Below are 15,447 nucleotides of genomic sequence, written 5' to 3' on the forward strand. Positions count from 1 at the left end.
CCCGCTGCTCGACGATCCGGTCACGAGCGGCAGCGATGCGTCGGTGCTGGGCCTGACCACACCGCCGACAGGGGGAGGGAAGTGACATGATGCACCACCGTGCTCTCACTGCCGTCGCCGCGCTGCTTGGCCTCGCCACGCTCGGCCTTGCCGCACCGAGTCTGGCGGGCAGCGCCGAAAGCACCGTCAGCCTCAGCCTCAGGGACTCGTTCCCGATCGGATCCAACGGGTTGTGCGAGGCACAGATCCTCCCGCCCGAACCGGGGGCGGGGCTGTTCGACCGGCGTTATGCGGTGATCTGCCGCGATTCCGCAGCGCCCGTCGGCACGCTGTGGGTGACGAGGGACTCAGGCGGCGAGGCCATGCCCGAACGTTTCGTCGGTGCCGGGGCCGAATGCCGCCAAACCGCTCCGCCGGCATCGCTGCCGGGGCTGACCACCATCGACCGGCGCAATTGCGCCCGCGCAGGGAGCGTGCTGCGCACCGATCTGCTGGTCGCCTCGCGCGGCAACCGCACCTATGCCGCATCGGGCCTCACTGCCTATGCCAAGGCGCTGGAACTGGGGATCGCCTCGCTCGCCAGCGACGAGGTCGTACCCGGCACGGTCGAAATCCCGCTTACCAGCACCACAGATGCGCTCGCCTTTGCGCGCCAGCAGGCCGAGGCGATCGCCGCCGATCAGGCGCTGGCCGAGGCCTATCGCCGCTCGAACGCGGGCAATTTTGCCGAGGCGTCGGAATTCTTCGCCGCCTCCGCCGCCGCGCTCGCCGGGACGGGCGCAGCCGAAGCGCAGCTCAACGAAGCGCTCCAGCAATCCAATCTCGGCAATTTCGCCGAGGCACGGCGGTTGTTTGCGCTGAGCCGCCCGCTGGCCGGATCGAGCCCGCTGCTCGCCCGGCTCCAGCGCAATTACGAAGGCCTCGACGCGCTCAACCAGCGCCAGCCGGGCCGCGCGCTGGCGCTGCTCGACACCCCGCTGGCGAGCGAATTTGCCGATGGCGATGCGCTGCGCAATCTCGCGATCGGCCCCGCGCTGGCCGGACAGCTGGCGAGCGAGAGCGGGCGGATCACCGGCGAATATTCGCTCAGCCTCACCCCGCTCGAACGCGCGCGGCTGCTCGATGGGCAGCACGCCTATGTCAAGGCGACGGCGCTGCGGCAGGCGGGCCGCGCCGCCGAGGCCGAGGGCTTCCTGCGCGCCGCCGAAGCCGCTTTCGGCGAAGTGCGCGGCGGGCGCGTGGTCTCGGTCGCGTGGCTGCGCGCGCAGGTGCTGGGCGAACTCGCCGAGGTGGCCGAGCGCGCCGGCGCTCTCGGCGAGGCCGAGGGGCTGCATCAGTCGGCCATCGCGCTGCTTGCAGCGACCTATCCCGGCACCCCGGCGTTCGGCTCTGCGCAGGCGCAGCTGGCCGGCTTCTACGCCCGCGCCGGACGGCGGGACGAGGCGCTGGCGCTTTATCGCGGCGTGGTGAGCGAGGCCAAGGGCCGGGCGCTTCCCTCGCTACGCGGCGTCATGACGCCCTATTTCGCGCTGCTGACACCGACTGGCACTGGCGATGCCGCTGCCGCCGCCGATGTCTTCGCCGCCAGCCAGCTGCTCCAGCGCCCCGGCCTTGCCCAGACGCAGGCGGCGCTTGCGCGGGAGCTTTCCGAAGGCACCGACGAAGCCGCACAACTGTTCCGCACTGCCACCAATCTCGGGCGCGGGGTCGAACAGTTGCGGCTCTCGCTGCTCGAACTCGAGAGCCTGCCCGAAGCTGACAGCCGTCAGGCCACCCTGATCGCCGAGCGGCGCACCCGGCTGGAGCAATTGCAGCAGCAGCAGGCCGAGGTGTTGACGCGCCTTGCCGCCTATCCCCGCTACCGCGCGGTCAGCGGCGAGGGGATTGCGCTGCCCGAATTGCAGGCGATCCTGATGCCGGGCGAGGCCTATGTGAAGCTGGTGACGCTGGAGCGCGAGGCCTATGTCGTCCACGCCACCCGCGATGCTGCGCAGGTGTGGCGCGCCGATGCGACGCCGCAGCAACTCGATGCGCTGGTCACCCAGATCCGCGACAGCATCGCGGTGGTCGAAGGCGGGCAGGTGCTGACCTATCCCTTCGACATCGCCGCTGCGCGCGAGCTTTATGTCCGCCTGTTCACCCCGGTCGCGGAGACCCTGCCCAAGGCGCGCCATATCGTGTTCGAGCCCGATGGCGCGCTGCTGAAGCTGCCGATCAACCTCTTGGTGACCGACGATGCCAGCGTTGCCGCTTACAACGAACGGATGAAGGCCAAGGGCGCTGACGAATATGATTTCCGCGGCACCCGCTGGCTCGGACGCGAGACCGAGGTCAGCACCGCGGTCGCCGCCGCCGCTTTCCGCGACGTGCGCGCCGCGCGGCCATCTGACGGCAAGCGCGCCTATCTCGGCCTTGGCGAGAACGCCCCGATCGGCACCGCTTCGCCAGGCGCGGCGCGCACCCGTGCGGCGCTTGAGGCGGGCGAGAAATGCGTCTGGTCGCCCAATATCTGGGCCAACCCGGTCAAGGCCGACGAACTGCGCGAAGCCGCCGCGCGCTTCCCAGGCACGGCCCGCGTGCTGACCGGCGCGGATTTCACCGACAGCGCGGTGGAGGCGCTGCCCGACCTCGCCGAATATCGCATCCTGCACTTTGCCACCCATGGTCTGGTGACAGCGCCGCAGCCCGAATGCCCGCCGCGCCCGGCGCTGCTGACCAGCTTCGATGCGAGCGCGGGTTCCGACGGCCTGCTCAGCTTTGCCGAGATCTTCGACCTCAGGATCGATGCCGATCTCGTGATCCTTTCGGCCTGCGATACCGCCGGCACCGCCACCGTGGGGGCGACCCGCGAGGCGGGGGTGACCAGCGGCGGCGAATTCGCGCTCGACGGGCTGGTGCGCGCCTTCGTGGGGGCGGGCGGGCGAACGGTGCTGGCGAGCCACTGGCCGGTGCCCGATGATTTCGACGCGACCGGGCGACTGGTCTCGGGCCTGTTTGCTGCCGACGGGCGCAGCACAGCGGAGGCCCTGCGCGCCTCGCAAACAGCCTTGATGGATGACGCCCAGACCTCGCACCCGTTCTACTGGTCGGCCTTTGCGGTGGTGGGCGACGGTGCGGCCAAGCTGGCGCGCTGAAGCGCTTCCCTGCACAATGACTGATCCCCCTGCCCGCACAAAATCGCGCCTTAGCTGGGCGGCGCGTAGTTGGCGCAACCTGCGCGAGGCAGGCACGGTCCAGCTGGGCCTTACCGTCATGCTCGTTTGCGTGGCGCTGTTCATCGCGCGCTACAGCTGGGTACTGCCCGGCGGAACGGTGGCGACCCCGCTCACCAGCGAGGCCGAGCGCGCCTTCTACGACCTCAGGGCCTATTACGCCGCCGATCTGGTCGAGGAAGATCAGCGGGTGGTGCTGGTGGTCTATACCGACCAGACGCTGATCAAGGCGCGCAAACGCTCGCCGCTCGACCGGGGCTTGCTGGCCGAAGCGCTGCGCACGCTCGACGCGATGGAGCCCAAGGCGATCGGGATCGACATCCTGTTCGATCAGCCGCAGGACGAGGATGACGAACTGATCGCCGCGCTGCGGGGCATGAAAACGCCCGTCGCGGTCGCCTATGCCGCCACCGCGACCAATCCCGACGACATCGAATACGAACAGCAGCAGTATCTCGAACAGTTCCTGGCGCGGCTGGAGGGCAGCAAGGCGCAGCCGGCGAGCATCCGGCTCGACAACACCTTCGGCGCGACCCGGGTGTGGCCCGACATCCGCCCCGGCATCCCGCCGCTCCTCGGCCGGGTGATGCTCGCCGAGGCGGGGGAGCCCGCCACCACCTTTGCCGGCTACGAGGGCGCGATCGACTACCGGCGGCCCAAGTTCCAGGATCAGGTGTTGTTCCCGCCCGCCCAGATCGACCTTTTCGTCGACCCCGATCCGGAAATCCTGCCCTTCCTCACGGAGCAATTTGCGGGCAAATATATCCTGATCGGCGGCGATATCGTCGACTATGACCGGGTCGAGACGACTTTCACCTCGATCAACGGTGAAGTGCCCGCCGGAATCTCGGTCCATGCCGAGATCATCGCTCAGATGCTCGACAACCGCGTGCTCAGGCCGATTCCGGGCTGGGTGCTGTGGGCGATGGCGGTGCTGGCGATCCTCGCCGCGATTCTGACCGCGCTGCTCGAATGGCCCGCGCGGCGGCTGGCGCTGCTGGGCATCGCGCAGCTGGTGATCTTTCAGGGCTTTCCACTGCTGTTGCAGCTTCGCAATGTCGACACCTACGGATTGCCCCCGTTCGGCTGGTTCATCGGGTGGGTGATCGTCTTCGCCGCCGTCACCACCACAGCGCGCGCATCGGGCGCGGTGCAGCGCAATTTCGCCACCGGGGCGCTGGGCAAATACATCCCGCGCGACATCGCCCAGGCGATCATCGACAAGCCCGAGCTGCTGTCGCTGGGCGGGGAAAAGCGCGCGATCTTCGTGCTGTTCAGCGATCTTGAGGGCTTCACCAAGATGAGCCACGCGATCCCGCCGGAGATGGTGGCGAAGATTCTGAACCGCTACCTCGATACGCTCAGTCAGGTGGTGCTCGACCATGGCGGCGTGATCGACAAGTTCGTCGGCGATGCGGTGGTGGCCTTCTGGGGCGCGCCGATCAGCCGGCCCGACGATGGCGCGCGCGCCGCGCGGGCGGGCTATGCGATGTGGCAGGCGGGCGAGGCTTTCCGCCGCGAGGTGGCGGCGATGGACCCGGGCCTCCCGCCGATCGGCAAGACCCGCGTGGGCCTGCATTATGGCGAAGCGGTGATCGGCAATTTCGGCGGGGCGAACCGCATCCAGTACACCGCGCTGGGCGACTCGATGAACACCGCCGCGCGGCTCGAGGCGGCGAACAAGGCTTTGGATTCGAGCGTGATGGCGAGCCGCGAATTCGCCGAGGCTTCGGGGCTGGACTGGTGGCGGGCGATGGGGCGGGTGCGACTGCGCGGGCGGGCGCGGCCGGTCGAGCTGTTCGAGCCTGCGCCCGATTTCCCCGCCGAAGACCGCGCCGCACTGGGCGAGGCGAGTGTGTTGTCCGTCACCGACCGTGCTGCGGCAATGCGGCTAGTGAAAGGCGTGGCCGGGCGCCATCCCGATGATTCGGCGCTCGGCAATCTGGTACAGCGAATGCAGCAATTGGACGACGGAGGAACCTATGTTCTTGGCTAAGACGACGAAGCGGCTGGCACGGTTTGCGATCACGGCGGCGGCGCTGGCGCTGCCGGTAGCGGCCATGGCGGGGGTGGTGGTGAAGTCCACCGGGCCTTCCTCGAGCAAATTCCCGGTCGGCACCAAGCTTGATGACAATGCCACGATCACGCTCAAGGGCGGGGACGTGGTGACCGTGCTGACGGCAGAGGGCACCCGCGTCATCAAGGGCGCAGGCACCTTCCGCGTGGGCGACCGCCCGCAGGTCGCCGCCGACCGCTTCGCCTCCCTCACCCGCAAGCGCGCCGCCACCCGCGTGCGCACCGGGGCCGTGCGCGGCGAGAACGATGCGACCGTCACTAACCCCAGCCTGTGGTACACCGACGTCACCCGCTCGGGCACGATCTGCCTCTATGACCTCGCCACGGTGCGCCTGTGGCGGCCCGGCACGCTGGGCATCAGCACCTACCGGATCGCCGATCATGAGGGCGCGAGCCAGTCCGAAGTGACCTTCGACGACATCTACAATGTCGCCACCATCGACCCGGCGCGCCTGCCGATCACCGAAGGCGGGCACTACATGATCTCCGCCCCCGATGGCACCGTGACCGCCGAAGTCACCTTCGTATCGCTGGGCGAGGATTACGCCGCGCCCGATGCCCTTGCCGAGGCGCTGATCGCCAAGGGCTGCACCGTCCAGCTCGAAGCGCTCGCCTCCAGCCTCGAAGCCTCGGCCGAGGCGGGCGGCGATTGACGTGATTGGCGGTTGCATCCCGCCGCGACAATTGGGACAAGAGGTGCGGGGCTGGCCAACGGGAGGACTCGGCCCCACGCTGCAGGCAGGCTGACGCAGCGTTACAAGCATCGCGCGGGGGCGCGGTGCTAGCATGGGCTGCCGGTCCGGTATCGGCAGCGCACATCTCGGGGGGGATGGGATGACGGGACATTGGGTGGAGGCCATCGCACAGCGGGCACTGCGACCCGTGGCGCTTCGCGTCGCCGCCGTGCTGGCGCTGGCCGCGCTCTACCCCGTCTCGACCGCGATCGGAAACGGAACCTATGAAGGCGTGGCGAGCTGCGCGGGTTCGACCTGCCATGGCCGGGCTGAGGGCAATGGCGCGGTGGTGCGGCAGGACGAAATCGCCACCTGGCAGGAGCCGTCCTCGCCCTCCGGTGCCCATTCCCGCGCCTATGCCGTGCTCGGCGGGCGGCGCGGCCAGCAGATCGCGGCGAGCCTCGGGCTCGGCAATGCGCAGAGCGCGCCCGCCTGCCTCGGCTGCCATGCGACCAATGCGCCGCAGGGCCAGCGCGGGGCGAAGTTTACGCTGACCGACGGCGTGGGCTGCGAAAGCTGTCACGGAGCGAGCGGCGGCACCTGGCTTGCCGAACATTACGCGCTGCCTGCCACTCACGCCTCCAACGTCGCAGCGGGGCTGACGCCGCTCGACAATCCACGCGCGCGGGCGAATGTGTGCCTGGATTGCCATTACGGATCGAGCAAGCCGGGGCAGTTCGTCACCCATGCAATGATGGCGGCGGGGCATCCGCGCGTGTCTTTCGAGCTCGACCTGTTCAGCGCATTGCAGCAGCACCATCAGATCGATGGCGATTACACCGCGAGGAAAGGCGTGCCCGATGGCGTGCGGCTGTGGGCGGTGGGGCAGGCCGAGGCGGTGCGCCGCTCGACCAGCCTCTTCGCCCAGCCGCGCTTCGCCTATGAGGGCGCGTTTCCGCAGTTCTACTTCCTCGATTGCCATTCGTGCCACCGCACCATCACCGACGGGCCGCAGCGCAAGCTGACTTTCGAGACCAACCCCGGCCGCCCGATCCCCTTCGGCAACCCGCCCTTCAATGATGAGAACATCATCATGCTCTCCGCCGTGGCGGGCGCGCTGGTGCCGGGCGAGGCCGAGGCCTTCCGCACCGCCGCGCGCGATTTCCACAAGGCGATGGGGGCCGGGCCGGAGCAGACGCGCGCCGCCGCGCAGGCGCTTTCGGGCCGCGCGGGCGCGCTGTCGGAAGCGCTTTCGGGCCGGGCCTATGGCAATGCCGACGCCTTCCGTGTCATCGCGATCATCGCGGGCGAGGCGACCGCCCCACGTTTCACCGACTACGCCGGATCGGTGCAGGCGGTGATGGCGATCGACACGCTGCTCAATGCGCTGGTGCGCGAAGGCCGGGTGACGCAGGGCGCCGCCGCCGGGATCAGGGGCGATATCGCCCGCGCCTACAAGGCGGTGGAGGAGCCCAATGCCTACCGCCCTTCCGCTTTTCGCGCCGCGCTGAAATCGGCGGCGGGCGCGATCGGCAGGCTGCAATAGGGATGCGCCGGGGGGGAACATTCTGGATTGCGGCGAGCGCGCTGGTTCTCGCCTCCTGCGGGGGTGGGGGGAGCGGCTCGGGCAGTCCCGGTGGCGGCACCGGAGGCGGTGGGCCAACCCCGACGCCCACACCGCCGCCTGCCGGACAGGTGTTCAGCGTCCCTGCCGCCGAGAGCCTGTCTTCCGCCGAGGTCGGCACAGTCGTCGCGCAGGCTGCTGCCGAGGCGCGGGCGCGCGGGGCGGCGGCGACGATCGCGGTCACTGACCGGGTCGGCAATATCCTCGCCGTCTTCGCCATGCCCGGCGCTGCCCCGCTGGCCCGCATCCCCGCCGCACCCGATGGCACCGCGCGCGATGTGCAGGGGCTCGATGTGCCGAGCGCCGGGGCCGCCATCGCCAAGGCGATCACGGGCGCCTATCTGTCGAGCGGCGGCAATGCCTTCTCCAGCCGCACCGCCAGCATGATCGTACAGGAGCACTTCCCGCCCGCACCGACCACCGCGGGGCTCGAAAGCGGCCCGCTGTTCGGGGTGCAGTTCAGCCAGCTGCCCTGTTCCGATCTCGCCGCCCGCGCGAGCGACGGGCTGATCGGGCCGAAGCGCTCGCCGCTCGGCCTCGCGGCGGACCCGGGGGGTTTCCCGCTCTACAAGAACGGCGTCGTGGTCGGCGGGGTGGGGGTGATCGCCGACGGGGTCTACGGGCTCGACACCAATGTGCTCGATCGCGACAATGACGTGGATGAGGCCATCGCGCTCGCCGGGACGCTGGGGTTCGAAGCGCCGGTCAGCATCCGCGCCAACCGCATCACCGCTGATGGCACGAGCCTGCGCTACACCGACATCGACTATAATCAGCTCACCGCCGCCCCCGGCGCAAGCTTCGCCGCCACCGCAGGCGCGCTGGTGCCGGTGATCGGCTATTACAGCGGCGCGGGGCCGCAGGCGGGGAGCGCCTATGGCACCGAGGCCTCGGGCATCCGCGCCTCGACCGCCGCGGAGTTCGCCAACCGCGACGCCTTCGTGCTGTCGAACGGGGCAGGCGCGAACCGCTTCCCGGTGCGCAGCGGCACCGATGCGGGCGACATCGCCGCCCCGCTGACGGCGGCCGAGGCGCGCGCGATCCTCGAGGAAGCCTTTACCGTGATGAGCCGCGCGCGCGCGCAAATCCGCCAGCCATTGGACAGCCGCGCGCAGGTGACGATCAGCCTCGTCGATACGCGGGGGGCCGTGCTCGGCCTCGTCCGCTCCCCCGATGCTCCGATCTTCGGAATCGACGTGAGCCTGCAGAAGGCGCGCACCGCCAATTTCTTCTCCGCGCCTTTCGCTGCCGCCGAGCTTTCAGCAGCGGGCGGCGAAGTGCCCGAATTCGTCACCCGCGCCCGCGCGTTTCTCGGCGATCCCAATGCGCTGACGGGGGCCTTCGCCTTTTCCGACCGGGCGGGGGGCAACCTGTCGCGGCCCTATTTTCCCGATGGCGAGGTGGGCCGCCCCAATGGCCCGCTGTCGCGCCCGATCGCGCAGTTCAACCCCTTCTCGACCGGGCTGCAATCGGCGCTGGTGCTGGGCAATCTCGGCCAGCATCTCGCCTTCGTCACCGGGCAGAGCGCGGCGGACACCCCGCGCGCCTGCACCAGCCTGCCGGGCGCGGGGGGCGGCAATCCCCGGCTGGCGAACGGCATCCAGATCTTTCCGGGATCGGTCCCGGTCTATCGCGGCGGGCAGCTGGTGGGCGGCATCGGCGTGTCGGGCGACGGGATCGATCAGGACGACATGATCAGCTTCCTCGGCCTCCACAATGCCGGCGTCCGGCTGGGCGGCGGGCTGGGCAATGCGCCCGCAGACCGCCGTGCCGACCGCATCGTGGTCGATGTCGCGGGCCGGCAGGTGCGGCTGCGCTACGTCAATTGCCCCTTCGCGCCGTTCCTCGACACGGCGGCGCAAAACGTGTGCGAGGGGCTGTAGATGGGCCCGCTGCTCCCCGTGCTGCTGCTGCTTCAGGGCGCTCCGCCCGATGAGGTGTCCCCGCCCCCCCCGCCGCCGCCGGGTGAGGAAACGCCGCCCCCCGCACAGGATTGGGAGCAGGACACGCCCCCCGTCGATCCCGCCATCATCGAAGGCCGCCAGCGCCCCGGCTACACCGCGCCGCTGCCCGAGCGGATCGAGCAGCGCAACGAAGGTGCTGTGCGCGCGCCGCCGCCCGAAGCCTTCCCGACCGATCAGCTCCCCATCCCCGACCGCTGGCGGCTGATCGAGAGCCTCGGTCTGGTGAAGGAAAACCTGTTCGATCCCTATAACCAGAACACCTACAAGGGCGACCGCCCGATCAACCGCGCCAAGGTGCCATGGCTGCCGATCACGGGGGACGACTGGTTCTTCGTCGCCAACCTCGTCAGCGACACAGTCTACGAACCGCGCACCTTCCCGATACCTGTCGGCGTGCAGACCACCGAAGATCCCGACCGCAACGACGTGTTCGGGAACGATTTCAGCCAGGTTTTCAGCCAGACCTTCATCGCCGGTTTCGCTCTGCTGAAGGGTTCGACCACCTTCAAGCCGCCCACGATCGAATACCGCGTCACGCTGGCCTACAACGTCAACTATGTCGACGTGCCCGAGCGCCGGGTGCTGTTCGTGGAGCCCTCGCGCGACAGCGAGCGGCTCGACCATTTCCTCGGCGTGCAGGAAGCTTTCGTAGATTACCACTTCAGCCAGTTCGACACAGACCGCTTCGACTTCATCTCGATCCGTGTCGGCATCCAGCCGTTCCAGTCGGACTTCCGCGGCTTCCTGTTCAACGACCAGCAATTGGGCATCCGCCTGTTCGGATCGCGCGACAACAACCGCTTCCAGTTCAACCTCGGCGCCTTCTGGCGGCTGGAGAAGGACACCAATTCGGGCCTCAACTCGGTGGTGAAGAGCCCGCGCGATGACTTTGTTTTTGTTGCCAATGCCTATCGGCAGGACTTCCTGATCCCGGCGCTCACCAGCCAGTTCACCGTGGTCTACAACATGAACCGCGAGGCCGACGATATCGAGATCGACGACAACGGTTTCCCGGTGCGCCCGGCCTTGCTCGGCACGCTGAGGGGCCGCGAATATGACGTGGTCTATCTGGGCTACAACGCCGACGGGCGGGTCGGGCGGGTCAATCTGACAGGTTCGTTCTATTGGGCGCTGGGCGAGGACCGAAACAGCTTCTTCACCGACCGTCCGGCCAACATCAACGCGCAGTTCGCCGCGCTGGAAGCGAGCTACGACCGCGACTGGATGCGCTTCCGCCTTTCCGCCGCCTATGCCAGCGGGGACAGCGACCCCTATGACGACACTGAAGGCGGGTTCGACGCGATCTTCGAAAACCCGGTCTTTGCGGGCGCGGACACCTCCTACTGGATCCGTCAGACCATCCCCTTTGCGGGCGGCGGCCGCGCGGTGGCGGTGAACGGGCGCAACGGCATCCTCAATTCGCTGCGCTCCTCGAAGGAGCAGGGGCAGAGCAATTTCAACAATCCGGGGCTGATGCTGGTGGGGGTGGGCGCGGATTTCGACCTGACGCCGCAGCTGCGCCTGTCGGCCAATGCCAACCACCTTTGGTTCGAGAACACCGCGACGCTTCAGGTGCTGCGCAACGAAGGCTCGATCCCGCGCGAGATCGGCTTCGACCTTTCCGCCGCGGCGATCTGGCGGCCCAAGGCGAACCAGAACCTCGTCTTCCGCCTTTCCGCCGCAGCGCTGGTGGCGGGCGACGGATTTCAGGACCTGTTTGCGACCCGCGGCGGCGGGCAGGAATTCGTCTCGATCCTCGCCAATGTGGTGCTGACCTACTGATGCGCGCGCTGACCCACCCCTTCGCCCGTCACATCGCGCTGCTCGCCGCGGCGTTGGTGCTGGCGATCGGCCTCTTCGCAGGCACGCCGCAGGCGGCTGACAAGGAAAAGCCGGTCAAGCGCGACTACTCCGCGGTCTTCGCCCCGCCCGCGCCGCAGCGGCAGTCTGTGGCGGAGATGGATGCGAAGTCGGAAGGCTGCCTCACCTGCCACACCAAGTCCGACGCGCCGACCATGCACCTGACGCCCGCGGTGCGGCTGGGCTGCACCGATTGCCACGGCGGCAACGCGAAGGTGCGAGGGGATTCCGAGCTGCCGCACGACCACCCCGACTATGTCGCCGCGCGCGATGCGGCGCATGTGCTGCCGAAATATCCGAACAGCTGGCACTTCCCGTCCTCGGCGAACCCCAAGCGGTCCTACGCTCTGCTCAACAAGGAATCGCCGGAGTTCGTGAAGTTCGTGAACCCCAGCGACTACCGCGTCGCGCGCGAGGCCTGCGGGTCGTGCCACATTCAGGCGATCGAGGCGGCGGAACGCTCGATCATGGCGACCGGCGCGATGCTGTGGGGCGGGGCGAGCTACAATAACGGCATCCTGCCCTACAAGAATTACCTCTTGGGCGAGGCCTATACCCGCGAGGGTCTGCCCGCCAAGCTGACCTCGCCGGGTGCGGGGCCGGGCGGAACGCTCTCGCCCCATCAGGTCGCGCGCGGGGTGCTGGCCGAGATGTATCCGCTGCCGACCTGGCACGTGATCCCGCCGGGCGACGTGTTCCGCGTGTTCGAGCGCGGCGGGCGCACGATCAATTCGCAATTCCCCGAGATCGGCCTGCCCAACCCCTCAGGCGCGATCCAGCGGCTGGAGGAGCCGGGGCGGCCCGACCTGAAGCAGTCCAACCGCGGCCCCGGCACAGGCCTGCGCGTGGCGATCCCCGCGCTCAACATCCACAAGACCCGCCTCAACGATCCCTTCACCTGGTTCATGGGGACGAACGATCAGCCGGGCGACTACCGCCATTCGGGCTGCGCGTCGTGCCACGTGGTCTACGCCAATGATCGCGAGCCGCGCCATTCGCTGACCTATGCGCAATTCGGTCGCGACGGGCAGACGATGACGCTCGACCCGACGATTGCGGGCAAGGTCGAGCATGAGGAGAAGGCGCATGGTCACGGCGCGGTCAAGCAGCCGGGTCATGAGGACCATTCCGACGACGGCGCACTGCGCACGGCCTCGGGCGAGGTGAAGGAAAAGGGCCATCCGCTCACCCACGTCTTCACCCGCGCGATCCCTACGGCGCAGTGCATGAACTGCCACATGCACCAGCCCAACATCTTCCTGAACAGCTTCCTCGGCTACACCATGTGGGACTACGAAAGCGACGCGCCCTTCATGTGGCCCGAAAAGCAGAAATACCCCACCGCCGAGGAAGTCCGCGCCGTCACCGACCGCAACCCGGAGGGCGCCGCGCCCAAGGGCAAGTGGGCCGATCTCGATTTCCTGCGCAACGTCTATGACCTCAACCCCAAGCTCAAGGACACGCAGTTCGCCGACTATCACGGCCACGGCTGGAACTTCCGCGCGATCTTCAAGCGCGACCGCGAGGGCAATCTGCTCGATGCCGATGGCAAGGTCGTCGACCCCGACGATCCCGAGAAATGGCGCAAAGAGGGCGAGGGCAAGTTCGTCGAACCCGGCACCAACCCCGGCAAGGCGGTCCACCTGATGGACATCCACGCCGAAAAAGGGATGCAGTGCGCCGATTGCCATTTCGAGCAGGACAGCCACGGCAACGGCCTCATCTATGGCGAGGTCGCCAACGCGATCGAGATCACCTGCAAGGATTGCCACGGCACGCCCGATGCCTATCCCACGCTGCGTACCAGCGGCCCCGCCGCTCCGCCCGAAGGCCATGATCTCGCCCTGCTGCGCAACCCCGATGGCAAGCGCCGCTTCGAATGGCTGGAAGGCGCGGACGGCCGGCGCAGGCTGGTGCAGCGCTCAATCGTCGATCCCAGCCTTGAATGGGAGATGAGCCTCGTCAAGGATTCGGTCGACCCCGCCACGCCCGTCTTCAACGCCAAGGCCGCGCGAGCCAAGCTGATGAGCCGTTATGGCGCGGAAACGGGCAGTTTCGAATTCGGCACCGGCATCGCCGCTGACGATCGCGCGCACCGCGATCCCGAAATGGCATGCCACACCTGCCACCTGTCATGGACGACCTCGTGCGGCGGGTGCCACCTGCCGATCGAGGCCAACTGGAAGACCAAGAGTCACCGCTACGAAGGCGACGAGACGCGCAATTTCGCCACCTACAACCCGCAGGTCGCGCGCGACGAGATGTTCCAGCTGGGCAAGAGCCAGACCACCAAGGGCAACCAGATCGCGCCCGTCAGGTCGTCCTCGGCGCTGGTGCTGTCCTCGACCAACATCAACCGCGAGCGGATCTATGTGCAGCAACCGCCGATCAGCGCGATCGGCTTTTCCTCGCAGGCCTTCGCGCCGCATTTCCCCCATACCGTGCGGCTGACCGAGACCAAGACCTGCACCGATTGCCACCTGTCGGCCAAGGACGACAACAACGCGATCATGGCGCAGCTGCTGCTGCTCGGCACCAATTACGTCAATTTCGTCGGCCTCAACGCATGGACCGGCCTCGAAGGCGGCTTTCAGGCCACTCGCGTGACCGAATATGACGAGCCGCAGGCGGTGATCGGCTCCTACCTCCAGCGCTATGCCTATCCCGACTACTGGAAGCTCCATGTCGAACAGAACGACCGCGAGCTGAAGAACTGGGTGCGCGGCCAGACCTTCGACGAAAACCTCTCGGGCGAGACCAAGGCGTTCGAAGAATTCGCCAACGTCCACGAAGGCACTTCGGATCGCGTCGGCTGCCTGCAACTGCGCGGCGAATATATGTTCGTGGCCGAAGGCAAGGGTGGGTTCACCGCCTATGATGTCGCCAGCATCGCCAACAAGGGCACCTCGGAACGCATCCTCAAGGGCCCGTTCTCCCCGCTGGGGCATGACACCAATGTGAAGACCAGCAACGCGACCTGCATGGCGCTGCCCACCAACCAGCCCATCGCGCCGACCCGCTCGACGCCCGAAATGCGCGAGCTCAATCAGGAGCAGGCCTTTCTGCCGATCTACAACTACGCTGTTGTCACCGACAGCGAGGAGGGGCTGATCCTCGTCAACGTCAACACGCTGGCGGACGGGGAATTCCGCAACAACAAGCTGACCCGCAAGGTCTTCGCCGATGGTTCGACCGCGTGGAACCCGGACGGCGTGCTCACCGGCGCGCGGCATATCGTGCTGGCGGGCGAGGTCGCCTACATCACCGCTGCACGCGGGCTGGTGGTGGTCGATCTCGCCGATCCCGACCGGCCGAGGCTGGCGGCGGTGCGGCCCCTGCGCGATGCGCGGGCGAGCGCGGTGCAGTTCCGCTATCTGTGGGTGACGGATGCGGAAGGGGTGAAGCTGTTCGACGTCACCGCCTTGCGCGATCCGGTCGCATTGCCCGAAGGCACCGTGCCACTCGCGGACGCGCGGCGCATGTATATCGCGCGGACCTATGCCTATGTCGCCGCCAAGGGTGAGGGTCTGGTGATCCTCGACGTGAAGAACCCGCGCAGCCCGCGCGTCTTCCAGAAGGTGACGCTGGACGGGGCGCTGAACGATGCCGAGGACGTCATCGTCGGCACCACCAATGCCTCGCTGTTCGCCTATGTCGCGGACGGACGCAATGGGATGAAGGTGCTGCAACTCACCAGTCCCGACAGCCAGCGCAATTTCTACGGCTTCAGCCCCGCGCCGGTGCCCGAGCTGATCGCTTGGGCGAAGACGCCGTCGCCCGCCATTGCGCTCAGCAAAGGCCTCGACCGCGACCGTGCGGTGGACGAGACCGGGGGGCAGATGGCGGTGTTCGGGCGATTGGGCTCGCGGCCCTTTACGCGGGCGGAGATGGAGCGCCTGTTCATGACCCGCTCGGGCGTGCCGTGGAAGGTGAGCGACGAGATCGACATGCAGCGCTGGGTGGGCCTTCCGCCGGCCCAAAGGCAAAGGGCGGCGCGGAAGTAGAACTCCAATCCGTCATGCTGAACTTGTTTCAGC

At 68.1% G+C, this 15,447-nt stretch carries 7 protein-coding genes; all 7 read left to right on the top strand.

Features of this window, described 5'->3' with window-relative positions; all coding sequences use genetic code 11:
• Positions 1–86 precede the first annotated feature (86 nt).
• The 7 genes from BZF59_RS08535 to BZF59_RS08565 all read left to right on the top strand — a co-directional run bounded on the left by BZF59_RS08535 (position 87) and on the right by BZF59_RS08565 (position 15,414).
• A complete protein-coding gene (locus BZF59_RS08535; protein WP_086607850.1) occupies positions 87–3,134 on the top strand; it encodes a CHAT domain-containing protein in 3,048 nt (1,015 codons plus the stop codon).
• 16 nt (positions 3,135–3,150) lie between these two features.
• Complete coding sequence (locus tag BZF59_RS08540; RefSeq protein ID WP_086608388.1) at positions 3,151–5,208, top strand: adenylate/guanylate cyclase domain-containing protein; 2,058 nt, start codon at positions 3,151–3,153, stop codon at positions 5,206–5,208.
• Positions 5,201–5,941, top strand: coding sequence for a hypothetical protein (locus BZF59_RS08545; RefSeq protein WP_143738130.1), 741 nt, complete (start codon positions 5,201–5,203; stop codon positions 5,939–5,941). The genes BZF59_RS08540 and BZF59_RS08545 overlap by 8 nt, the downstream gene beginning before the upstream one ends.
• A gap of 181 nt (positions 5,942–6,122) precedes the next feature.
• Positions 6,123–7,508: a multiheme c-type cytochrome gene (locus tag BZF59_RS08550; protein WP_086607852.1), complete on the top strand. Its 1,386-nt coding sequence runs from the start codon at positions 6,123–6,125 to the stop codon at positions 7,506–7,508.
• A 2-nt stretch (positions 7,509–7,510) separates the two neighbouring features.
• Entirely contained in the window at positions 7,511–9,469 is a 1,959-nt protein-coding gene (locus tag BZF59_RS08555) for a heme-binding protein (RefSeq protein ID WP_086607853.1), read from the top strand.
• A complete protein-coding gene (locus BZF59_RS08560; protein WP_086607854.1) occupies positions 9,470–11,332 on the top strand; it encodes a hypothetical protein in 1,863 nt (620 codons plus the stop codon).
• Positions 11,332–15,414, top strand: a complete 4,083-nt coding sequence (locus BZF59_RS08565) for a hypothetical protein (RefSeq protein ID WP_086607855.1) — start codon at positions 11,332–11,334, stop codon at positions 15,412–15,414. Before BZF59_RS08560 ends, BZF59_RS08565 begins: the two co-directional genes overlap by 1 nt.
• The last annotated feature ends 33 nt before the right edge of the window (positions 15,415–15,447 follow it).

Source organism: Erythrobacter donghaensis (assembly GCF_002155425.1).
Classification (GTDB): domain Bacteria; phylum Pseudomonadota; class Alphaproteobacteria; order Sphingomonadales; family Sphingomonadaceae; genus Erythrobacter; species Erythrobacter donghaensis.